Annotated in this window: 23 protein-coding genes and 1 tRNA gene; 1 reads left to right on the top strand and 23 read right to left on the bottom strand. The window is 53.4% G+C overall.

Translation table 11 applies throughout. The annotated features are described in order from the left end of the window. The 19 genes from ABWP27_RS04465 to flhD all read right to left on the bottom strand — a co-directional run bounded on the left by ABWP27_RS04465 (position 1) and on the right by flhD (position 18,310). Entirely contained in the window at positions 1–816 is an 816-nt protein-coding gene (locus ABWP27_RS04465; RefSeq protein ID WP_353153926.1) for a MinD/ParA family ATP-binding protein, read from the bottom strand. Continuing rightward, positions 809–2,080, bottom strand: a complete 1,272-nt coding sequence (flhF, locus tag ABWP27_RS04460; protein WP_353153923.1) for a flagellar biosynthesis GTPase FlhF — start codon at positions 2,078–2,080, stop codon at positions 809–811. The genes ABWP27_RS04465 and flhF overlap by 8 nt, the downstream gene beginning before the upstream one ends. Continuing rightward, positions 2,077–4,161, bottom strand: coding sequence for a flagellar biosynthesis protein FlhA (flhA, locus tag ABWP27_RS04455; protein WP_353153920.1), 2,085 nt, complete (start codon positions 4,159–4,161; stop codon positions 2,077–2,079). Before flhA ends, flhF begins: the two co-directional genes overlap by 4 nt. Further along, a complete protein-coding gene (gene flhB / locus ABWP27_RS04450; RefSeq protein ID WP_353153917.1) occupies positions 4,158–5,330 on the bottom strand; it encodes a flagellar biosynthesis protein FlhB in 1,173 nt (390 codons plus the stop codon). The genes flhA and flhB overlap by 4 nt, the downstream gene beginning before the upstream one ends. A gap of 168 nt (positions 5,331–5,498) precedes the next feature. Then, a complete protein-coding gene (locus ABWP27_RS04445; protein ID WP_353153914.1) occupies positions 5,499–6,707 on the bottom strand; it encodes an EAL and HDOD domain-containing protein in 1,209 nt (402 codons plus the stop codon). A 63-nt stretch (positions 6,708–6,770) separates the two neighbouring features. Further along, entirely contained in the window at positions 6,771–7,409 is a 639-nt protein-coding gene (gene cheZ, locus ABWP27_RS04440) for a protein phosphatase CheZ (protein ID WP_353153963.1), read from the bottom strand. A 28-nt stretch (positions 7,410–7,437) separates the two neighbouring features. After that, complete coding sequence (gene cheY / locus ABWP27_RS04435; RefSeq protein WP_353153911.1) at positions 7,438–7,836, bottom strand: chemotaxis response regulator CheY; 399 nt, start codon at positions 7,834–7,836, stop codon at positions 7,438–7,440. Positions 7,837–7,990: 154 nt separating this feature from the next. Then, positions 7,991–9,067 carry a protein-glutamate methylesterase/protein-glutamine glutaminase gene (locus ABWP27_RS04430; RefSeq protein WP_353153908.1) on the bottom strand — a complete coding sequence of 359 codons (1,077 nt, stop codon included), beginning with the start codon at positions 9,065–9,067 and terminating at the stop codon, positions 7,991–7,993. 41 nt (positions 9,068–9,108) lie between these two features. Further along, positions 9,109–9,720: a chemoreceptor glutamine deamidase CheD gene (gene cheD, locus ABWP27_RS04425; RefSeq protein WP_353153905.1), complete on the bottom strand. Its 612-nt coding sequence runs from the start codon at positions 9,718–9,720 to the stop codon at positions 9,109–9,111. Positions 9,721–9,730: 10 nt separating this feature from the next. Continuing rightward, positions 9,731–10,612, bottom strand: a complete 882-nt coding sequence (locus tag ABWP27_RS04420) for a CheR family methyltransferase (protein WP_353153902.1) — start codon at positions 10,610–10,612, stop codon at positions 9,731–9,733. Positions 10,613–10,711: 99 nt separating this feature from the next. Next, positions 10,712–11,203, bottom strand: a complete 492-nt coding sequence (locus tag ABWP27_RS04415) for a chemotaxis protein CheW (RefSeq protein WP_353153899.1) — start codon at positions 11,201–11,203, stop codon at positions 10,712–10,714. Between the two features lie 14 nt (positions 11,204–11,217). Further along, on the bottom strand, positions 11,218–13,365 hold the full coding sequence (gene cheA, locus ABWP27_RS04410; protein WP_353153896.1) for a chemotaxis protein CheA: 2,148 nt from the start codon (positions 13,363–13,365) through the stop codon (positions 11,218–11,220). A gap of 51 nt (positions 13,366–13,416) precedes the next feature. Beyond that, positions 13,417–13,782: a response regulator gene (locus ABWP27_RS04405; RefSeq protein WP_353153893.1), complete on the bottom strand. Its 366-nt coding sequence runs from the start codon at positions 13,780–13,782 to the stop codon at positions 13,417–13,419. 65 nt (positions 13,783–13,847) lie between these two features. Beyond that, entirely contained in the window at positions 13,848–14,396 is a 549-nt protein-coding gene (locus tag ABWP27_RS04400; RefSeq protein WP_353153890.1) for a chemotaxis protein, read from the bottom strand. 42 nt (positions 14,397–14,438) lie between these two features. Further along, complete coding sequence (gene motB, locus ABWP27_RS04395) at positions 14,439–15,422, bottom strand: flagellar motor protein MotB (RefSeq protein WP_353153887.1); 984 nt, start codon at positions 15,420–15,422, stop codon at positions 14,439–14,441. Between the two features lie 57 nt (positions 15,423–15,479). Beyond that, on the bottom strand, positions 15,480–16,340 hold the full coding sequence (motA, locus tag ABWP27_RS04390; protein WP_353153884.1) for a flagellar motor stator protein MotA: 861 nt from the start codon (positions 16,338–16,340) through the stop codon (positions 15,480–15,482). A 209-nt stretch (positions 16,341–16,549) separates the two neighbouring features. Next, positions 16,550–17,350: a class I SAM-dependent methyltransferase gene (locus ABWP27_RS04385; RefSeq protein WP_502905313.1), complete on the bottom strand. Its 801-nt coding sequence runs from the start codon at positions 17,348–17,350 to the stop codon at positions 16,550–16,552. Between the two features lie 33 nt (positions 17,351–17,383). Beyond that, positions 17,384–17,932, bottom strand: a complete 549-nt coding sequence (gene flhC, locus ABWP27_RS04380; RefSeq protein WP_353153878.1) for a flagellar transcriptional regulator FlhC — start codon at positions 17,930–17,932, stop codon at positions 17,384–17,386. A gap of 60 nt (positions 17,933–17,992) precedes the next feature. Beyond that, complete coding sequence (gene flhD, locus ABWP27_RS04375) at positions 17,993–18,310, bottom strand: flagellar transcriptional regulator FlhD (RefSeq protein ID WP_112992201.1); 318 nt, start codon at positions 18,308–18,310, stop codon at positions 17,993–17,995. A 752-nt stretch (positions 18,311–19,062) separates the two neighbouring features. Between flhD and ABWP27_RS04370 the strand changes: the two genes are divergently transcribed. Beyond that, a complete protein-coding gene (locus ABWP27_RS04370) occupies positions 19,063–19,266 on the top strand; it encodes a hypothetical protein (RefSeq protein WP_353153875.1) in 204 nt (67 codons plus the stop codon). A gap of 144 nt (positions 19,267–19,410) precedes the next feature. Here the strand turns inward: ABWP27_RS04370 and ABWP27_RS04365 are convergent, their stop codons facing one another. The 4 genes from ABWP27_RS04365 to tilS all read right to left on the bottom strand — a co-directional run. Next, positions 19,411–19,935, bottom strand: coding sequence for a hypothetical protein (locus tag ABWP27_RS04365; protein WP_353153872.1), 525 nt, complete (start codon positions 19,933–19,935; stop codon positions 19,411–19,413). An 84-nt stretch (positions 19,936–20,019) separates the two neighbouring features. Continuing rightward, a tRNA-Ser gene (locus ABWP27_RS04360) sits at positions 20,020–20,113 on the bottom strand. Positions 20,114–20,211: 98 nt separating this feature from the next. Further along, positions 20,212–21,465: an aspartate kinase gene (locus tag ABWP27_RS04355; RefSeq protein ID WP_353153869.1), complete on the bottom strand. Its 1,254-nt coding sequence runs from the start codon at positions 21,463–21,465 to the stop codon at positions 20,212–20,214. A gap of 147 nt (positions 21,466–21,612) precedes the next feature. Then, positions 21,613–22,115: tRNA lysidine(34) synthetase TilS (gene tilS, locus ABWP27_RS04350; RefSeq protein ID WP_353153866.1), on the bottom strand; the 503-nt coding region annotated here is incomplete at its 5' end.

Genomic DNA, 22,115 nt, shown 5'->3' with positions numbered 1-22,115 from the left:
TCAGGCTCCGAACCTGGCGCCATGGGCGGATAAGGCAAAACGTTCTGCAAGACGGCGAAATGCCACCGAGGCGCCTGCCATCGGGAAGGCATCGATCACTGCACGCCCCAGGCGTGCGGCGCGTGTCAGGTGATCGTCGGACGGTATCGAACCGATCAACTGCAGTTGCACGGCCAGATAACGGCTGGCTGCCTGCGCCATGTTTTGATAGACGATTTCGGCTTCGCGTTCATCGGCGCCGGTAACCAGAATGCCGAATGGCCGGCGCCCCAGTTGCGCGTTCAGACGCTTGATCAGCGAATACGCTTCCTTGATCGATGCGGCAGCCGGAGAAACCTGCACCACGATATCGCCGCTCGCCATACCGGGAATCGGAAAATTATCATCCTGATCCAGCTCGGCATCCACCACCAGCACATCGGATTGTGCGGCCAGCACACCGAATGCATTGGACAGTCGGCGCAACTGGTCCGCATCGCGGCTGGCGGCATGGACTGAGCCACTGGTCAGCGAAGCAAGGCCAAAACCCTGCGGCATCGCCTGCACCACCTGATTCAAGGCGCGCTGTTGACGCGCCACATCCAGCAGCGTGGCTTGCATATCGACACCCATGCGGCGTGTGATACCGGCTGTCGATGCACAGGCATCCAGCAATACAACATCGCTACCGCCGGAAGCAAGGGAAGCGCTCAAATTGACCAGCATTGCACTTTTATCCGCAACCGAAGTAGCAGATAAAAAAGTGAAAATGCGCGGCTTCGGTCCGGCCAGCATGCGCCGCAGACCTTCTGCCTGATCACATTCGAAACTAGCCAAGAATCACCTCACGCAGACTTTTATCGTTCATTGCTTTTGCTGTATTTGCCATTACCAGGGGGATTTCCGCATCACTGAACTGGAATGGCGCTGTCTCGCGTTTGAGTTTGAATGCACGGTCGACCAGATATTGCTGGTTCGCGACATGCAGATCTTCCGGCACGCGCTGTCCATTCGCCACGTAGTATAAGTTCAATTTCTGTCTGATGACTACATCTAGTGCACTGCCTATGGTTGCAGCTTCATCGAGTTTGGTCAATATGCAACCGGCCAGACCATCGCCCATGTAGGAGCGCACGACTTCATTCAGCGTTTCACCCGTCGAGGTGGCATTCAGACACAACAGGCGTTTGACCTGGCTACCCGCGCCGGTCAACATCGCAATCTGTTCCGCCACCATTTGATCGCGCTGGCTCACGCCGACCGTATCGATCAATACCGTATGTTTGCCTTTGAGCTCATCGAGTGCGATGCGCAAATCGGCTTCGTCTTTCACCGAATGCACCATCACGCCGAGGATCTTGCCGTAGATGCGCAACTGCTCGTAACCGCCGATACGATAGCCATCGGTGGTAATCAAAGCCAGTTTGCCTGGGCCGTGACGCATCACGCAACGCGCCGCCAGTTTCGCAGTCGTCGTGGTTTTACCAACACCGGTTGGACCTACCAGAGCATAGACGCCGCCTTTTTCAAGGATCTCGTTTTCATTGCCGATGGTCGCCAGATTGCGCGTCAAGATCGTATTGATCCATTCCATGCCGCTCTGCTTGCTGGCGCCGGCCGGCATTCTTTCAGTCAGATAACGCGCCAGGCTGGCACTGAATCCGGCTGCCAGCATTTCACGCAATACGCTGGATTTGGCCGGTTCACGCTTGTGCTGATCAGTCCATGCCAGTTCGGCCAACTGCATTTCCAGCATGCCGCGCATGGAGCGGATTTCACTCATCACGCTGTGCAATTCCGCACTGTTGATTTCGCTGGATGCAGTCTGCAGCGGTGTGCCGGCGGCAATGGCTAGCGGCGCCGGCTGTGAAGCCAGCTTCGCCTGATGTTTGGGTGCCAGAGCTTGCAGCGTGGTTTCCGAAATCGTTTTCTCGATCACCGGTTCGGCCAGTGACGCCATATCTTCTCCAGCCAGTGCCAGAATCTCGACCCCGCCTTCGACTGCGCGATTGGAAAGAATTACGGCATCGGGGCCCAGCGCTTCCCGCACCAGACTCCATGCGCCGCGCGACGTGCTTGCCGTAAATTTTCTTACATTCATACCTGGCCTCCAACTAAGCTAGTAACTCTGATCGTTTTTGAATCGGGCACTTCTGCGTGCGAAAGAACTTTCAACTGCGGCAATGCACGGCGCAGGAAACGCGCCAGCAATGCCCTTAACTGTGCCGGCACCAGCAGTACCGGCGTCAATCCCATTTGTTCCTGTTGACGCGTCGCCGCTTCGGCTTGTGCGGCAATCGTATCGGCCAGGCCCGGCTCGATGCCTGCGCCTTCCGGTCCGCTGGCGCTCAAGGCTTGTGTCAGCAGGCGTTCGAGGCGGTTATCCAGCGTCATCACGGACAGTTCATTGGTCGATGGGAACAACTGCTGCACGATGGCGCGACCCAGTGCGATGCGCACCAGCGCCGTCAATTCATTGACGTCTTGCGTATGCATTGCATGCTCGGTCAATGTTTCGATGATGCTGTGCATGTCGCGTATGTGTACGCCTTCGATCAGCAGGTTTTGCAATACTTTTTGCAGGGTGGAGAGCGAAATCAGTTTCGGCACCAGGTCTTCCACCAGCTTCGGCGATTCCTTGGTCAGGTGTTCGAGCAATTGCTGCACTTCCTGACGGCCCAGCAATTCAGCCGCATGGGTAGTAATCAGATGATTCAGATGCGTGGCGACCACGGTGCCTGCATCGACCACGGTGTAACCCATGCCTTGCGCCTGCTCGCGCAGGCTGGCATCTATCCATGTTGCCGGCAAACCAAAGGCCGGATCGCTGGTGGCCTGGCCTGGCAGTGTGCCGCTCACCATGCCAGGATTGATGGCGAGGAACTGCCCGGCCAGCGCTTCGCCGCTGCCCACTTCCACGCCTTTGAGCGTGATGCGATAAGCCGATGGCTTCAGCTCGAGATTGTCGCGAATATGCACAGGTGGTGACAGGAAACCGACTTCCTGTGCGAATTTTTTGCGTATGCCCTTGATGCGACGCAGCAGCTCACCGCTTTGCGATTTATCGACCAAAGGAATCAGGCGATAGCCGACTTCAAGTCCGAGCGTATCGACTTGCACGATATCCTGCCAGCTGGCTTCCTCGACTTCCGGTGCTGCCGGCGGTGCCGTTATTTCCGGCTCGACTTGCGGTGCTTTCAATGCACGTTGCGAAATCAGGTAGGCCGCGCCTGCCAGCACGCTGGCCAGAAACAGGAAGGACATGTGCGGCATGCCGGGAATCAAACCCATGCCGCCGATGATCGCAGCCGTGATGTACAGCACCTGCGGTTTGGCGAACAACTGGCCAACCAGCTGGCCGCCGATATCCTGCTCGCTGGCCACGCGCGAAACGACAATACCGGCTGCAGTCGAAATGATCAGGGAAGGAATCTGCGCCACCAAACCGTCGCCAATGGCAAGCAGCGTGTAGTTTTCCAGTGCCGCTGAAAATGCCATGTCATGCTGGACCATACCGACAATCAGACCGCCGACCACGTTGATGACGGTAACGATGATGCCGGCAATCGCATCGCCGCGTACGTATTTGCTGGCACCGTCCATCGCGCCGTAGAATTCCGCTTCCTGTGCCACTTGCGTACGACGCAAACGCGCATCCTGCTCTCCGATCAAACCGGCATTCAGATCGGCATCGATCGCCATCTGTTTACCCGGCATCGCATCCAGTGCGAAACGTGCGCCCACCTCGGCAATACGACCGGCACCTTTGGTGACCACGGTGAAGTTGATGATGGTCAGGATGATGAAGACCACCAGGCCGACCGTGTAGTTGCCACCGATCAGAAAGTGACCGAAGGCTTCAATCACCTTGCCGGCCGCATCCGGACCGTTATGACCTTCGGTCAGCACCACACGCGTGGAAGCGACGTTCAATGACAGGCGCAGCATCGTGCTGACCAGCAGCACGGTCGGAAACACCATGAAGTCCAGCGGCTTGACCGTATACAGCGCAGTCAGCAGCACGATGATGGACAAGGCGATATTGAAGCTGAAGAAGATGTCGAGCACGATGGCCGGCAGCGGCAGCACCATCATCGACAACATCATGATAATGATCAGCGGCGCAGCGATCGCGCGTGAACCCTGGCCCGTCATCCAGGCTGGCAATTTCAGGCTATTCATTGTGGCAGGCCATTCGTATCTGCATCTTCTGCAGTGGGGTTGAGGGGATCAAGCTCTGGTGGCACTTCGAGGTCACCCGGTTTTTCCGGACGTGCGCCGCCGTTTTTGCTGTAAGCGCGTAACTGGAATACATAAGCCAGTACTTCCGCCACCGCGATATACAGTGCTTCCGGAATTTCATCGCCGAGTTCTGCGTGACGGAACAAGGCACGCGCCAATGGCGGCGCTTCCAGCATCACCACATTGTTTTCCATCGCGATTTCACGGATTTTGGCAGCGACTTCATCAGCACCCTTGGCAACCACGGTCGGTGCGCGCATGCCGTTTTCAGAGTACTTGAGCGCGACTGCATAGTGCGTCGGATTGGTTACCACCACGTCGGCAGTCGGCACTTCCGTCATCATGCGACGGCGCGCCATTTCGCGCTGTTGCTGGCGAATCTTGGCCTTGATTTCCGGATTACCGTCGGACTCCTTGGACTCCTGGCGCACATCCTGACGCGACATCATCAATTTCTTCGCGTGCTGCCACATTTGATACGGCGCATCAACACCGGCAATGATGATCAGGCCGCTGACAATGAAAACAAAGCTGACCAGCAGCAGATGCCCCAAATGTTCAATACCGGATTGCAGCGGTGTCACGCTCAATGCCAGCACCGAATCGATTTCATACTTCATCACCATCCATGCGATGCAGCCGATCAGGATGGTTTTGGCAATCGCCTTGCCCAGCTCTACGGCAGAACGGGTGGAAACCATATTGCCCAGGCCCTTGATCGGATTCATGCGGCCGAAATTCGGCTGCAGTGCCTGGGCGCTGAACAACCAGCCGCCGATCAACATCGGCGAAGCCAGCGCGACCACAATCAGGATCAGTGCGGCGGGTGCAAATGCAATGAGTAACTTGATAATGCTGGCAGCTGCATGCGCCAGCAGCAATTCCATGTCGAATGCCATGGCGCGATCGAAGCTCAGGCCGGAAGCCAGCACGCTGTTGAGTTCCGCGATCATATTGCCGCCGGTGAACCAGAAAGCCGCACTCGCACCCAGCAACAGCGTACAGGTTGCCAGCTCGCGCGAACGCGGGACGTCACCCTGCTCCCGCGCCTGTTCCAGCTTGCGCGGTGACGCGGGTTCTGTCTTTTCGAGATCACTTTCTTCAGCCAAAGCCGACTCCTGGAGCAAACCGACTGGCGTTCAACATGACGCCATACGGAGCTATGAGTGGATTATTGGCTAGAAAGCCTGCAGCTCATCGAGGGAATAGGCTGGGAAATACCCGCTTTTTAAATATTGCCAAGCGGATATAGGTGGGAACAACGCATATTTTGCGTTTTAAATCTTGATACTCTGGGCCCAGGCCAGTGCTGCCAGATGCGCTTCATTGACCTGACGCGCGTTGATGAACAGCGAATCGGCCAACGCGCCGATATCGCCATTATCCGTTTCACAAGCCTCGGCCAGTGCCAGGAAAGGACCGTACATGCCGTCGCGCGTCAGCAAGGCTTGCGCGACCGGTTCGGAAAGCTGGATTTTTCCCAGCACTTCTTCCATCGGAATCCCCAGCAGGCGATCCAGTAATGAAAACATGCCGACCACGAACAGATTCTCGGCCTCGTTCTTGGGCAGAATGCCATGTCCGGCCAGCTCGGCAAAACGGCCACGCACGATCGCAGTCTGCATCAGTAGCGCCGAATCGCTGCCGGCACCTGCTGTTGCCAGCAGCAAGGACAACCAGCGATACAAAGGCGAATAACCCAGCATCGTGACCGCATGGCGCAAGGATTGAATCTCTGCTCCCAGACCGAAACCGACGTTGTTGATGTAGCGGAAAAGTTTGTAAGCCAGTGCTGCATCGCGCTTGAGCACGTTTTCCAGCTCGCGCACATCGGCATTCTGCCGCACCATCTGCATCAGTTCGACGATGATGAGCTGCGCCGAATTCAAGCCCTTCTTCTGCTCGTCAGGGCGCGGTGTCAGATACAGCTTGCCGATGAAAGCCTGCAGCCCCGCTGCGGCGCAGCGGTCATATTCCTGCCAGTCGGCGAGATGGCGCACTACCTTGATCGGCGACGCGTGCGCTTCATCGGAAACTGCATGAGCATTCTCAATGCCGCTGCCGAAGCTGCCCTCGACATGGCTGACCAGCGCCAGCAAGGGGCTATCCGGCGCCACGGTATCTGCATCGCACAGGGAAAATCCATAACCCTGCTGGCGCAAGGTCGTCACCATCTGATGCGTCTCCGCATCAGCCAGATCGGCGGCAGTCAGGCGAAATACGGTATTTTTTGCCGGCAGGGTGTGTACGACATCGGCAGCGATCAAGGCCGGCGTCGCTTCAAAAAACAGCACGCTGTCATTCAACAGCCAGCCCGACTCTTCATTGCGCAACTGCGTGGCGGCAAACGTTACCAGTGCCAGCAAATCCTCATCGCTGGCCATGCCGTCATCCTGCTGATTACCATACCAGCGGAGTTCGTATCCAAGAATCTGCTGCTTCGCACTCAGTAAAGGTTCGCGAACAATAAATTTAGTTGCAGGCATGGAAGCGATAAGAAAGGAAAAAACAGGAAATGGAAAGGATGGCTCGCATCACTTGCCGACGAATTAAAATCCCAGGCTGTCGAGCAGATCATCCACCTGAGCCTGGCCGGCAACCACATCGTTGCCCACCGGGTTGATTTGCGGCCCGTTCAGCAAACCGGTATCGACTTCGCGTTTGATTTCCGGCGGCGCGTAATCGACCAGCAATTGCAACAGCTGCTGCTCCAGGCCATGTGCCAGCTCGGTCACCTTCTTGATGACCTGCCCGGTCAAATCCTGGAAATCCTGCGCCATCATGATATTCATCAGATGCTGCTTGGTTTCTGCCGTTGCTGCTTGTGTTTGATTCAAATGAGCGAGCGTGCTTTCGGCGACGGCGCGGTATTTTTCTTCCGAAAAAGCACCCTGCAGCGTTTGCTGCCATTCAGCCGAGATACTGGCAGCATCGGTTTGAATACGGTCTTGCAGCGGGCCGGCGGCTTCCGTTGCATTCAGTACACGTTGCGCCGCCTGCTCGGTCATGCGCGCCACGTAATCGAGGCGATCGCGCGCATCCGGAATATCGTGCGAAGCGCGTTCAACCAGTTGATCGAAACCCAGACCGCGCAGGCTGTCGTGCAAGGCACGCGTCATGTGACCGACGCGCGACAATACTTCATCGTGCGCCAGATCACCACGCTCATCAGCCATGCCGGAAGGCATGGATTCGGCACGCAGGATCGTGCTCAATTCAAGCTCCGGTAGCGGCCAGTTTTTCGAAAATCTTCGCTAGTTTTTCGTCCAGAGTGGCGGCGGTAAACGGCTTGACAACATAACCGTTGGCACCGGCCTGCGCTGCCGCGATGATGTTTTCTTTCTTCGCTTCTGCTGTCACCATCAGGACCGGCAACTTGGACAGCGCTGGATCGGCACGAATGTTCTGCAGCATCGTCAGGCCATCCATATTCGGCATGTTCCAGTCGGAAACGACGAAATCGAACTGTTCACTTCTCAGCTTGGCCAGTGCCATCGCGCCGTCTTCGGCTTCATCGACATTGGTATAACCCAGTTCCTTCAACAGATTGCGCACAATGCGGCGCATTGTTGAAAAATCATCGACGACTAAAAATTTGGTGTTTGGACCTGCCATGAATTACTCCATTAATTCTTTATATCGTTATCGATCTTGAAAGAGATCGAAGCTCACTGTCAACCTTGGTCTCTTTTACCGACGTATTGCCATTATGCACTGATGATGCAGCAGAATTGGAAGATTTGCCAGCCTCTGCGTCAACAGCTTTTCTCTACACCCTCAATGCGCGACTGCTGTTTGCTGCCAGATGGCTTAAAACCATGCCCGGCAAAGCATTCAGCGCACCAACTTCATGTGTTGCGCCAACAGCAATGGCTTCGCGCGGCATGCCGAACACCACACATGAAGCCTCATCCTGCGCAAAATTATGAGCACCGGCATTTCTCATTTCCAGCATGCCTAGTGCGCCATCCTTGCCCATACCGGTCAGGATCACGCCTACCGCGTTTTTACCGGCATGCACGGCAGCGGAATGAAACAGCACATCCACGGATGGGCGATGACGATTGACCGGCGGCCCCTGATCGAGTTGCGTCATGTAGTTTGCACCGCTGCGTACAAGCTGCAAATGCGAATGACCGGGTGCAAGATAGGCATGGCCAGGCAGCACGCGCTCGCCGCCTTCGGATTCCTTGACGTCGATTTTGCATAGGCCATCAAGACGTTGCGCAAACGATTTGGTAAAACCGGGTGGCATATGCTGGGTAATCAGTATGCCGGGGCAATCGGACGGCATCTGCATCAGGAAATCCTTGATGGCTTCGGTGCCGCCGGTCGAAGCACCGATGATGATCAGTTTTTCGCTACTGGTCAGAGGATTGCGTATCAGCGGCAGCGCCTCGCCTCCAGTTGATTTGTGTGCTTCGGTCGGAATATGGCGCGCCTTGATCCGCGCCTTGGAGGCAGCGCGGATCTTGTCGGCGATCATTTCCGTGTATTCCAGCATGCCGCTCTGTATCGACATCTTCGGCTTGGTAACAAAGTCGATCGCACCCAGTTCCAGCGCGCGCAGCGTAATTTCCGAACCGCGCTCGGTCAGCGAAGACACCATCACGACCGGCATCGGCCGCAGACGCATCAGCTTTTCAAGAAAATCGAGGCCGTCCATGCGCGGCATTTCGACATCCAGCGTCAACACATCGGGATTCGTCTGCTTGATCAAATCCCGCGCGATGATCGGATCAGGAGCAACGCCAACAACCTCCATATCCGGCTGGCTATTGATAATTTCCTTCATCACGCTGCGGATCAGGGCCGAGTCGTCCACAATCAAAACTTTTATCTTCATATCTCCACCTCGGCAAAGCTGTTTTATCTACGGTCATGCGTTCAGGAAAACAGCTCGATGTCGCCAGCGACATTGTTCGACTGCAGACGATTTGCGTAATCCTGTTCGCGATTGACCAGCGTATTGTTGTTCAGTTGTTTGAGCTTCTTGACCAGCACCTTGCCGCTGCGCGGGAAGTAATACACCTTGCGCGGATGAATATCGTTGAGGTCTTCCGCAACGATGCGGATACCTTCCACCTTCAGGAAATCACGCACGAACTGTGCATTGCGTTCCCCTACGTTCATGGCGATAAATCCGCGCAGTACGGCGCCACCGCCGAATACCTTGGCTTCCAGGTTTTCACGTTTGGCGCCGGCCTTCAACAGATCATTGATCAGCACTTCCATTGCATAGGTGCCGTAGCGTGCCGAGGCGGAAATCGGACTGTCCGCATCGCCACCGCTATCCGGCAGCATGAAGTGATTCATGCCGCCCACGCCCGTTACGCGATCGCGTATGCAGGCAGATACGCAGGAGCCGAGCACAGTCACGATCAGCATGTCCTTGCCGGTGTAGTAGTACTCGCCCGGCAGGATCTTGGCTGCATCGCGATCGAAGGTCCTGTCGTAATAGACGTTCGTGGCGAAATGCTCTTTGGTCAATTCACTCATACATTCAATCTCATGCCCTGCGCAATTTTGCGCTGCTGGTTTTCCTGTCCGGATCCAGTTCGTAGACTGTTTTTCCGCGCAACTTGAATTCATCGCACACATACAGGAAGTTTTCCGAATGGCCGGCAAACAGCAAGCCATCCGGCTTCATCAAGGGCGCAAAACGATCCAGTATTTTTCCTTGCGTCGGCTTGTCGAAATAGATCATCACATTACGACAGAAAATCACGTCGAACTGTCCGGAAACTCCCCAGTTATCAGCCAGCAGATTCACCTGCTTGAAGCTGATCATCTGGCGCAATTCAGGCCGTACACGCACCTGACCTGTACGCTCACCCTTGCCACGCAAAAAGAAGCGTCGCGCCCGTTCCGGCGACATTTTATCCAGCCTGTCGATGGAATAAACGCCGTTGGCGCCGGTATTGAGCACGTTGGTATCAATGTCGGTGGCAATGATGCGCACCGGCGGCGTCAGTGTATTGAACGCTTCGCATGCGGTCATCGCAATTGAATACGGCTCTTCCCCGGTCGACGCAGCTGAGCACCATATCTCGATCGGTTCTTTCACCTTCTTCAGATGTTCCGCCAGAATCGGGAAGTGATGGGCTTCGCGGAAAAACGAGGTCAGATTGGTCGTCAAGGCATTGGTAAACGCCTCCCACTCTTCTGTCTCGCCACTGCTCTGCTCCAGTCTGTCGAGATACGTCACGAAAGAACTGATGCCGGTGGCGCGCAAACGGCGCGCCAGCCGGCTGTAAACCATTTCCTGCTTGCTTTCGGCCAGCGCGATTCCCGCTTTTTTATAAATCAGCGCACGCACCCGCTCGAAATCGCGCGCAGTGAACTCGAACTCCTTGGAGCCTTCAGTTCTGGTTTGAGAAGACGATTTCATACTGCTACTTTCCTTTCCCGCTATTGCATATCAATGCTGCCGACTATGCAGTCTCCAAAAACCTTCACACTGTTTTACACAGTTTTTATACTGGCTCAATTACGCTGCAACATTTTCAATCAGGCCCATTTCCTCGCTGGACATCAATTTGTCTATATCGACCAGGATCAGCATGCGTTCGTCCAGCGTGCCCAGACCGATCAGGTAATCGGTATTGAATGCCGTTCCCATTTCCGGCGCCGGCTTGATCTGTTCCGGCGACAGGGTAATCACGTCCGACACGCTATCGACCACCATACCCACCACGCGACCGCCGATGTTCAAAATGATGACGACGGTAAATTGATCGTAAGTGGGCTCGCCCAGATTGAACTTGATCCGCATATCGACGATAGGCACGATGATGCCGCGCAGGTTGACCACACCCTTGACGAATTCAGGTGCATTCGCAATCCGCGTAACAGCTTCATAACCGCGAATTTCCTGCACTTTCAGAATATCGATACCGTATTCTTCCTTGCCGAGTGTAAATGCAAGAAATTCGTTACCGGTTTTGGCGCCGTTTGTATTGTCTTGTACATTGTGAATCATGAAAATTCTCCTCTTCAGGAATAAATGGACTCGTCGTTCAATTGACGACTGGAGCGCAGCAATGCAGCAACATCGATGATCAGCGATACACCGCCATCACCCAAAATAGTGGCACCGGAAATCCCTGCCACCTTGCGATAATTCGATTCGAGATTCTTGACCACAACCTGTTGCTGACCAACCAGTTCGTCGATAAACAAGGCTGCCTTGCGGCCTTCCGACTCCAGAATGACAACGATACCTTCCGATGGATCGATGAAACTCGGTTCAATATCGAACATTTTGTAAAGCGGGATCAAAGGCAGGTAATCGCCACGCACCTTGACCACCTTGCCCTGTCCGCTGATTTCTTTCACATCCTCCGGTTCCGGCTGCAGCGATTCCACCACGTAGCCCAGCGGCAGGATGTAAATTTCTTCGCCAACCTTGATCGACATGCCATCCAGGATGGCCAGCGTGAGCGGCAGCGAAATCGAAATCGTGGTGCCGAAACCCTTGCTGGAACGAATATCGACCGCACCGCCCATCGCAGTGATATTTCGCTTGACCACATCCATGCCGACGCCACGACCGGAAACGTCCGTCACCGTTTCTGCGGTGGAGAATCCTGGTGCAAAAATCAGTTGCCAGACGTCCGCATCCTGCATCTCGTCCGATACTTCCATGCCCTGCTGTCTGGCCTTGGCAAGGATTCTTTCGCGATTCAAACCGCCACCGTCGTCGCTGACTTCAATAATGATGTTGCCGCCCTGATGGCTGGCAGAAAGCGAAAGCTGCCCGGCGGGCGTCTTGCCGGCGGCGGCTCTTGCCTCCGGCATTTCTATACCGTGATCGACGCTGTTGCGCACCAGATGTGTCAGGGGATCGACGATACGTTCGATCAAACCCTTGTCCAGTTCTGTTGCAGCACCTTGCGTGACGAATTCGATTTTCTTGCCCAGCTTGCTAGCAAGATCGCGCACCATGCGCGGAAAGCGGGAAAACACATAATCCATCGGCATCATGCGTATCGACATCACTGCTTCCTGCAGATCGCGCGTATTGCGCGTCAATTGCGACACGCTGTTCAACAGCCGCTCATGCAGCATCGGATCAAGTGAATCCGTGCGTTGCTCTATCATTGCCTGCGTGATCACCAATTCACCGACCAGATTGATCAGTTGATCCACTTTTTCGATACCGACACGTATCGACGACGATTCGGCGCTGCTCGTCATTTTGTCGGCATCGCGTTTGGCCGCAGGTTTTTTATCCGCTGCAGTCGCGTGATGATGGGCGGCGTCGCTCTCATCATCCTCTGTGTCAGTCGCTTTGTGCGCAGCAGCAGGAGCAGGTTCAAGCGGTACAAAGGGAGCAAAAAAACCGTAGCCCTGCGCATTTTCCTTTTCCTTCAGGGCGGTTTCACCGGCGATCACCGAATGCAGTGGCTCGAAAAAGCCGTAACCCTGCTGCGCCTCGGCATGGCTGCGTTCATCAATGGATTGGCTGCCGGGTGCAAATTCTTCCGTTATTTTCAGATCATTCGGGTCGAGGATGAAAGAGCAGATGGCGATAATATCGTCCGGTCCTTCATGCGTGCTCAATGTAAACACCGGCCGCTGATCAGGCAAGACATCCCGGCTGATCTCACCCAGCAAACCGAGCTCTGCTGCCAGCGCTTCCACATCGCGCGGCGGCACTTGTGGCAATTCAATACGAAAACGACGATCAGTACGCGCAACAACTGCACCAGCATTGGCAATTGGTGCGACAGCCGCAGCAGATGGAGCCGCATCGTCCTGCGACAGCGCTTCCAGCATCAGACGTACTTCGGTTACCGCATCCAGATCGACAGGCGTGTGCAGACGATGGCCATCGAGCTGCATTTTTAAAATATCTTTTGCCGACAGAAACGCATCCACATGTTCTGGTTTCAGCGCCATCTCGCCTTTGCGTATGCGATCCAGCAGGGTTTCCAGCACGTGCGTCACTTCGGTCAAATCGGTAATGCCAAACGTGGCGGCACCACCCTTGATTGAGTGGGCAGCGCGAAAAATTGCATTCAGATCCTCTTCATCCGGAGAGGAAACATCAACCGCCAGCAGCAATTTTTCCATCTCAGCCAGCAGTTCTTCGGTTTCATCGAAAAACACCTGGAAGAACTGACTCATATCGATGGTCATTATTCCACTCCGTTGTCTATGCTCTGGATGATGCTCTTGCTCATCGCGCGATCAACCTATGACTTTTTTCACTACTTCGGTCAGACGTTGCGGATCAAACGGCTTGACCAGCCAGCCGTTTGCACCTGCCGCCCGCCCCTTGGCTTTCATTTCATCGCTGGATTCCGTGGTCAGGACCAGAATGGGCACCTTTTGATAGGTTGGCAATGCACGCAGCGCACGAATCAGCGAAAAGCCATCCATGCGCGGCATGTTTTGATCAGTCAGAACAAGATCGAAAACCTGCGTTTGCGCCTTTTCCAAACCATCCTGTCCATCCACTGCTTCGGTTACCTGATAACCGGCAGCGCGCAAACTGAATACCACCATCTGTCGCAATGAACCAGAATCGTCGACTGCCAATATTGCTTTAGTCATTTCCACTCCCTGCAAATACACATTTCCGGCTGTTAAATCTGCCAGGCCAAAGTTTTGCTGCTTATTCAAAACAAATCAATTTCGCCGCTTTCCATATGAGTCTGGCGTACAGCCTTCCATAACTCCTTTTCCAGCTCAACACTTTGCGCCTTCAACCTTGCATTGACCTCGCTCAGCGCCGCATGCATCTGTTCGCCATTTCCGTCAGCCGGAATTGCGCTGCCATTTGCTCCCAGCACTTCCAGCACGTCGCGCAATCCAACCACCCGACGTACAGTGCGATTGATCAATTGCGTCGTCATATCCTGAAACTGCAAACCGGTCACTGCGGCATTCACGTGCTGATCGATTTGCGCCGCTTGTTCGCGCAAATCCAGCATCGCATCCGGTGTCACGGCAGTACCTGCCAGCAAGGCATCGACTATCTGCTGTTGTGCAGTAACAGTCGCATGAATCGCCATGAAACTGGCGCTCAACTTTTCGATTGCCTCGCCGAGCAGAATATTGGTCTGCACAAGATCAGTTTCGATCTCGGTCAAATGCTGACCTCCATGCTCGGACAGACCCGATAGCAGATGCCTTACCTGTCCAGCCAACGAAATCTCTATTGTCATGAAAGTACCCGCTCTTTGTTTTCAGTTACGGCAAATTCTGCTTCATTTTTGCGCGCCGGCGGGCGTTGCTGCAACGGGTACGGGCGGAACTGCAACAGGTGGATTAATACCATTTTCCACCGTCTGTTTTGCTGTCGCCTCACTCACCACATCCAGCGTCCGGTTTTCCTTGGTAATGGAGTCTTCCGTTTTCTTGTTCATGACGATAATACTGATACGGCGATTGACCGGATTGAACGGATCCTTTTGATCGAACAGCACGGCGGAAGACAGGCCGACAACACGCAGCATTTTCGATTCTTCCATGCCGCCGGCGATCAACTCGCGACGCGACGCATTGGCCCGATCGGATGAAAGCTCCCAGTTGCTGTAGCTTTTTTCGCCGCTCGAATACGGCGTGGCATCAGTATGACCGGACAGGCTGATGCGATTCGGAATATCGTTGAGCGTCTTCGCAATCTCATGCAGAATCAGTTTGGTATAAGGCTGCAAGTCGGCTTTCGACAAGGCGAACATCGGGCGATTTTTTTCATCCACAATCTGAATGCGCAAACCTTCCGAAGTTATATCCAGCAATAGCTGATTTTTGTATTGCCGCAGGCTGGGTATCGAATCGATCGCCTCTTCGATGCGTTCCTTCAGGGATTTGAGACGGTTCATTTCCTGCCGCTCCAACTCTTCCTCGGCAGCTTTCAGATTGAAGCTTTTGGTGGGAGTAAGGTTTTCGCCTTTTTGCTGCTGACCGTCGATGCGGGTCATATCCTTGCCGCCGCCCTTGATGACGCTGGTGGCGTCGCCGCTGCCCGAACCGCCTGCCATTGCTACCTTCAGCGGGGTACTGAAATAGTCGGCAATCCCTTGCAGATTGCCCTTGGTCGTCGAACCCAGCAACCACATCAGCAGAAAGAACGCCATCATTGCGGTGACAAAATCCGCGTAAGCGATTTTCCAGGCGCCGCCATGATGGCCGCCTCCCGATTTTTTAATACGCTTTACGATAATGGGACGGAGTCCTTCGTCAGCCATGTCAGTCTCCGTTAAGTTTTTTCTGTTGTATCTATATTGTCAGGACGGAGAATTGCATTATTTCGACTTCGACTGCCTGATATGATCTTCCAGCTCGCTGAAAGAAGGACGTTCAGTCGAAAATAATACCTTGCGGCCAAACTCGACTGCCAGTGCCGGCGCGTAACCGTTCAGGCTGGCCAGTAAAGTCACTTTGATGCATTGGAACACTTTGGATGACTCGTGCAGTTTTTGTTCCAGCGTGCTTGAAAGCGGTGAAACAAAACCATAAGACAGCAGAATACCGAGGAAGGTACCGACCAGCGCATTGGCAATCAAAATACCCAGCTCTGCCGGCGGCAAGCCAACCGATGCCATCGTATGCACCACACCCATGACTGCTGCGACGATACCAAATGCCGGCAAACCATCCCCTATCCTGGCGATGCAATGCACAGGAATCTCGCCTTCGGCATGATGCGTATCAATTTCATTGTCCATCAGGTTTTCAATCTGAAACGCATCCATATTGCCCGACACCATCAGGCGCAGATAATCAGTAATGAACTCGATAATATGGTGATCCGCCAGCACCATCGGATATTTGGTAAAAATTGCACTTTCTTCAGGTGCGTCGATGTCGCCTTCGATCGACATCAAGCCTTCCTTGCGAACCTTGGTCAATATCTCGAACAAAAGCGTCATCAGTTCCATATACAAACCTTTTGTATATTTGGAACCTTTGAAAACCTTGGGCAAAGCCTTCAGAGTTGCCTTGATCGCCTTGCTGTTATTACCGACAAAAAATGCACCAACTGCGGCGCCACCAATCATCAATAATTCGACAGGCTGAAGCAGCGAAGCCAAATGTCCGCCAGCAAGCGCAAATCCGCCAAAAACAGATGCAAGGACAGCAATATATCCGATGATAACTAACAAACTGCGCTCCGATTCTGGATTTAGAATGCCATTATTGCCTTAACAATTGCCAATATGCAACCGCGATGATGCCGCGTTTGTCCGGATCGCACGACAAACGATGTAATGCACCACGCAACACGCACGCTATATCAACTACTCAATATAACTTTCAACGGCTTGAATTACCGGAACTTGAGTTGCATCGCATTCGCAAAACACGAATAAATCTACATCCGCCAGCAATAAATACGCGGCTGATTAACTAGCGGCGAAACGACCATTGTCGGTACAACATCAGGGATAGGGAATTCATAACTGAGGAGAACAGTTCCTGTGCGCATTTCAGCACGCGCTTTTTCCCACAAAGCCGGCATCGCTACTGGCGACAGATAGGCAAACACCACATCGTATGCGGCAAAATCAAGATGACCGTAATCGCCACGCTTGAAACGCGCCCCGCTACGCGTCAAAAACGCGCGCAGCACGCTCACCAGCCACGGTAGCGGTGCGATTTCGATACCGGAAAATTCACTGTCCGGTCTGCGCTCCGCCAGATTCAAAGTCAAACCGCCCAGGCCGCTGCCGATATCGATAAAGCGGATTGCCCGCTCCTGCGGCAACAATTCCGCCACCGCTTGCCAGGTTGCTGCTCCGGATGGGTAAAAGGGAACCTGCGTACGAAAGGTTGTCCAGTATAGAAACAGCAGAACGAGGAAACCCAGCATGAACAGCGTGGGCGGCAATTGCAGCCACAACGCAAACAAGAGAACAAGGGGGAAAAACAGCTGTATCGCCAGCCACCAGGATGCGAGTTTGCGCCAATAAGAAAAACCGGCGGCAAGCAAGCCCTGAAAAAACGCAGCCAGCCAGAGATTGATCGACATGCCGAAGAACGCCACCAGACTGCGGGCAATCAGCAATACAAGGAAAAAAGAAAGGATTTGAAAAAAAAGAGCCTGCACGGCAGGCAAGTGGAAGACAGATTCAGGCGACGCCAGCTTTGCGCCGGAGCGCCGCACACTCTTCACTCAGACACTCTTTCCAGAAAAGCTTCAATTCGATCACGCAACCAGCAGATTTGCATCCATCTTGGCACGCTTGGTTTTACCCGCTCTGGACGGCATGTGGCACAAGCCGCAAGTGTAATTTGCATTCAGATCCAGGCGGTGCACGACAAAGTGACCATTGCATTCACTGCAACATGCCGTTTCCAGCATTTTACTATCGAAAAACCGCACCAGGGTCCAGGCACGCGTCAAAGACAGCACCGGCTCGCCATCCTCACCCATATCGACCTGCTCCAGATACAGTTTGTAGGCCTTCATTACGGCCTGAATGCCGGTAATCTGCGCATGCTCAACCAGATATTTATGGATGCCGATGAATAATGAGGAGTGAATATTAGGCTGCCAGGTAATGAACCAGTCGGTCGAAAACGGCAACATGCCTTTTGGCGGCGAAACACCGCGCAATTCCTTGTACAGCTTCAGCAAGCGCTCGCGCGACAATGAAGTTTCCGATTCCAGCAACTGCAGGCGCGCACCCAGATTGATGAGTTCGATGGCGAGTTGGATTTCCTGGGATTCTGTCACTACACTTTTCTTGGCCATGTCCGCACTCTTTTCTGAAAACTACAACAATACGATGATCAATACTGACTCAAGCTGGAATCAAGCGATTTGCTCAACAGCCTGGCCCGCCATCAGAATCGCAGCATGCGAATGTGCGAGTGAGCGATCCTTGTTGTAATTGGTCAGCATGCCGAGAATGGCGCCGTCGTCGAAACGAAAGCGTGCCAGCATCATGTTGGCGCCGGCAAGCTTCAGAATTTGTGCATTGTTCATGCCTTCAATCAAATCAGCGATTTCATTGCTGATACCCAGGCGAAAGATTGCAGTCGCTTTGTCGGCGCGAATCATTTGTTGTGCAAGCATCAGGTAACCAAGATTTGCGTCGCGAATTTCTGCAATGATGTCGTTATTAGTCATGTGAATCCCTTACCTGTGAATGTCTTTGGCCGCAATTCGTGAGCCAGTGAATGCATTCTGATTTGGGAACCCAATGCCTGAAATAGGCATTAATCGGTATTTTTATACAGGGAAGACGACAACAGGCCGGTAGGCGTTTGTCTTACAAACGTCGACCAGCATACGATACGCTCCACAGGAAATGGAGCGGAGAGTGGCTTGCACATTAGATCCCGGCGTTTATTCCTCGCCCGGACAAATTTACAAAAAACCGATAATAAAGAAAATTTTTATGTCTTTTTAGCGACTGAATTTCTCAAAAATTTTCATTCAAACAGCAAAAAACAAGAACTTTTCACTGCCTCTTGTATCTTTAACGGCACGCTTTTGCAGAACTTTAGGGTTCAAACAAAATAAATTCAAAAAACTTTATGCCTTTATCTGAGTTTGATAACGGCAGGCTTTTCCGGAACTTTAGGGTTCGGATCGAAAATTTCTGATTATTTGCATATTTTCTGTTTCAAGTGCTCCGGCCAGCCCGGTTTTGCCAGCCTGGCACGGCATGACAGAACAATACAGCCACCGCATTGGCAAACTGCATCAGGTCCGTCACCTGCCAAACATGTTGAATACGCATTTGCACGCCGATATTCCGAACTGTCGCCTGCGCACACGCAGGTTTCAGCATGAGGCGTTCATTCGATGCGTGAACTGCCGATAAAATCTGCTATTGTTAAGCCGGATATTCCATCATCAAGCTAAAGGAGACTCTTATGGATTTGGTAGAAAAATTCGATGCCAAAGGGAAAACAGGAGCGGCCTATCACGTAGAGGTTTACCAAACCCCGGTAGAAACTTCCGATGAGGGAAGTCCGGGCAGCAAAACCTACCAACTGACAGATGGGCGCGCGCTAGACCCCCTGTCCGATGCCAAATTCAAGATTGTGCAGACAGGAGAAAAGATTTATCGCGTATAAGCCCCAGGCATCGCCTGCGTCTTTGACCGGATTGATATGCATTGCAAGCCTGCGATATTGATGTCCGGATGAATTGAAAAAGCCCGCAATGTTGCGGGCTTTTTCATATGCGGAAGACGGGCGATGCCCTCTTCCATTCACACTTCAGAAATACTGCTGCACGATCTCGCCAAATGCCGCTTCTGCAGACATGCCCTGCTTCATCAATGCACTGACTTGCTGCGAGTAAGCGCGTATGCCTTCCGGCAGCTTCTGCATATTGTTTTTGAAATATTCATATTTCTGGATATCGATCAAATCACCAGGCTTGGCCGCCACCTTGCTGCCACTACCGACAACGCGCGTCTTGCGTACGCTGCTGCTTGTGCTTGTCTTGGTCATGCCAATGCCTGCAATCGTCTGTTCAATTTGCTCCAGCGTCAGCACCACAGTTGCATTACCCACGGCAAATTCATGCTCTTCCGCACGCAGCAGATGATGATTGCCGTCGAATGCCATTTTTTTATCGAAGGTATTGACCACCTGATAATTCGGTTTCTGCCCCGGGCCGCCCAGAGCAAACTGCACGCGCTCACCGTAAGCCTTCATTTGTACGACCACACCCTTCAGATAGTCCGCTTCCAGCGTATCCATGCTGCCATTCCAGCGCTTGCTTCTTTTCGTGTTCAAAATGCCTTGTTCCAGTAAAAAGTGACTTATCCAATTCGACCAAAGAAAAAAGCCCTTGATTTTCATCAAGGGCTTCTAATCTTTTGGAGGAGGCGGTGGGATTTGAACCCACGATACGGGTTTAAGCCCATATGCTTCCTTAGCAGGGAAGTGCCTTCGACCACTCGGCCACGCCTCCACATTACTTCAGCAGCGCCACCAACACGCTACCAGAAGGTTCAGCATAATAACTTTTCATGCATGTCCGGTCAACCAAACTATGCAATCAAAAATGACTTAATTGCTTTTTTCCAGATCGAAGGTCTTGTGCAATGCACGCACTGCCAATTCCATATACTTCTCGTCGATCAAAACCGAAATCTTGATTTCCGACGTTGAGATCATCTGGATATTGATGCCTTCTTCCGACAGGGTGCGGAACATTTGCGATGCGATGCCGACATGGCTGCGCATGCCGACGCCGACCACGGATACTTTCGATACCTTGGTGTCGCCCTGAATGCTGGCAGCGCCGATATGTGCCTTGACGCTATCGTCGAGTACATCGACTGCCTTGGCGTAATCGGCGCGCGGCACGGTGAAGGTAAAATCCGTCTTGCCATCAACCGACTGGTTTTGAATAATCATGTCGACTTCAATATTTGCGGCAGCGATAGGGCCGAGAATCTGGTAAGCGATACCCGGACGATCCGGTACGCCCAGAACGGTGATTTTCGCTTCATCGCGACTAAATGCAATACCGGTAATAGCGGCTTGTTCCATCTTTGTATCTTCCTCAAACGAAATCAGGGTGCCGGATTTTGCTTCTTCTTCCAGCGACATCATAGGGTCGGTCAGCGACGACAACACACGCGTCGGCATCTTGTAATTGCCGGCAAATTCGACTGAGCGTATCTGCAGCACTTTCGAGCCTAGCGATGCCATTTCGAGCATCTCTTCAAATGTGACGGTATTCAAACGGCGCGCTTCCGACACGACGCGCGGATCGGTTGTATAGACGCCATCCACATCGGTGTAAATCAGGCACTCCTTCGCCTCCAGCGCGACCGCAACTGCAACAGCGGACGTATCCGAACCACCGCGCCCCAACGTGGCGATATTGCCATCCTCATCCACACCCTGGAAGCCGGTAATGATCACGATACGGCCGGCATCCAGATCCTTCTTCACTTTCACGTCATCGATCGACTGTATGCGTGCCTTGGTAAAAGCGGAATCGGTCTTGATGCCTGCCTGCCAGCCGGTATACGACACAGCTTCCTTGCCGATGGAGTGCAGCGCCATCGCCAGCAAGGCGACGGAAACCTGCTCGCCGGTCGAAGCCAGCATGTCGAGCTCGCGTGGATTCGGATATGGCATCAGCTCTTTGGCCAAGCCGATCAAACGATTGGTTTCACCGGACATGGCCGATGGCACCACCACAACTTGATAACCAGCGTCATGCCATTTGGCGACGCGTCTGGCAACATTCTTGATGCGCTCGGTAGAGCCCATCGATGTACCACCGTATTTGTGAACAATTAAAGCCATAAGGAGTGAAAAGCGCGCTTTGAAAAGAGGTAAGCCGGAAAAATCAACCCACGACTTTACAGCCTACCGCGCAGAATGACAAGTCCGGCAAGGGTCTCCAGCCATTTTCTGCTTATCAAAGTAACCAGAAATAGCAATGAAATTGATTTATGGCGAATCGAACTGCCAGCGCAGCTGAATAGGCATTCCCACGTCAGCGCTGAACGAGTGACAGTCCATACCGATTCCTGCAGCAAACAATAATTGCTTTCCTGCAAAAACCAGCGGCAAACGTTCCCGTTCCCAGGCTGGAATATCGCCAGCCTGATAATGATATTTCAGGCTTTTGGTCGGCCGGTTCCACGCCGGCTTCAGACGCTCGCCGCCGCTGCGCAACTGCAGGGTCAAAGCCTGCCCCCGCAACCAATCTGCACCCACACCCTGCTCTGCTTCCTCGAAAAACAGCGTACCGCCGAATTCGGCAAACTGCATCGCGCTTGCTCCGTCCCAATGGAATGCCAACGGCGGCTGCTCCAGCATGGCAGGATCGAGTTTGGGCGTGATGTAGACGCGATCGCGATGACGGCGGATATGGCAATCCGCATGCGTGACGCATAACTGCGCATCGTGTTTGGCTTCCAGCAATTGCGTGCGCATTTCATTGAGCCAGG

This window comes from Herminiimonas fonticola, from assembly GCF_040395855.1.
GTDB lineage: Bacteria > Pseudomonadota > Gammaproteobacteria > Burkholderiales > Burkholderiaceae_D > Oxalicibacterium > Oxalicibacterium fonticola_A.
The sequence above is the reverse complement of the archived record's forward strand: the minus strand, read 5'-3'. Positions and strand labels throughout refer to the sequence as shown.

Excerpts from the sequence above, each read along its gene's own strand:
- flhF (WP_353153923.1), bottom strand. The coding sequence starts at position 2,080 with ATGAATGTAAGAAAATTTACGGCAAGCACGTCGCGCGGCGCATGGAGT.
- flhA (WP_353153920.1), bottom strand. The coding sequence starts at position 4,161 with ATGAATAGCCTGAAATTGCCAGCCTGGATGACGGGCCAGGGTTCACGC.
- ABWP27_RS04445 (WP_353153914.1), bottom strand. The coding sequence starts at position 6,707 with ATGCCTGCAACTAAATTTATTGTTCGCGAACCTTTACTGAGTGCGAAG.
- cheZ (WP_353153963.1), bottom strand. The coding sequence starts at position 7,409 with ATGCCTTCCGGCATGGCTGATGAGCGTGGTGATCTGGCGCACGATGAA.
- cheY (WP_353153911.1), bottom strand. The coding sequence starts at position 7,836 with ATGGCAGGTCCAAACACCAAATTTTTAGTCGTCGATGATTTTTCAACA.
- ABWP27_RS04430 (WP_353153908.1), bottom strand. The coding sequence starts at position 9,067 with ATGAAGATAAAAGTTTTGATTGTGGACGACTCGGCCCTGATCCGCAGC.
- cheD (WP_353153905.1), bottom strand. The coding sequence starts at position 9,720 with ATGAGTGAATTGACCAAAGAGCATTTCGCCACGAACGTCTATTACGAC.
- ABWP27_RS04420 (WP_353153902.1), bottom strand. The coding sequence starts at position 10,612 with ATGAAATCGTCTTCTCAAACCAGAACTGAAGGCTCCAAGGAGTTCGAG.
- ABWP27_RS04415 (WP_353153899.1), bottom strand. The coding sequence starts at position 11,203 with ATGATTCACAATGTACAAGACAATACAAACGGCGCCAAAACCGGTAAC.
- cheA (WP_353153896.1), bottom strand. The coding sequence starts at position 13,365 with ATGACCATCGATATGAGTCAGTTCTTCCAGGTGTTTTTCGATGAAACC.
- ABWP27_RS04405 (WP_353153893.1), bottom strand. The coding sequence starts at position 13,782 with ATGACTAAAGCAATATTGGCAGTCGACGATTCTGGTTCATTGCGACAG.
- ABWP27_RS04400 (WP_353153890.1), bottom strand. The coding sequence starts at position 14,396 with ATGACAATAGAGATTTCGTTGGCTGGACAGGTAAGGCATCTGCTATCG.
- motB (WP_353153887.1), bottom strand. The coding sequence starts at position 15,422 with ATGGCTGACGAAGGACTCCGTCCCATTATCGTAAAGCGTATTAAAAAA.
- flhC (WP_353153878.1), bottom strand. The coding sequence starts at position 17,932 with ATGGCCAAGAAAAGTGTAGTGACAGAATCCCAGGAAATCCAACTCGCC.
- flhD (WP_112992201.1), bottom strand. The coding sequence starts at position 18,310 with ATGACTAATAACGACATCATTGCAGAAATTCGCGACGCAAATCTTGGT.
- ABWP27_RS04370 (WP_353153875.1), top strand. The coding sequence starts at position 19,063 with ATGGATTTGGTAGAAAAATTCGATGCCAAAGGGAAAACAGGAGCGGCC.
- ABWP27_RS04355 (WP_353153869.1), bottom strand. The coding sequence starts at position 21,465 with ATGGCTTTAATTGTTCACAAATACGGTGGTACATCGATGGGCTCTACC.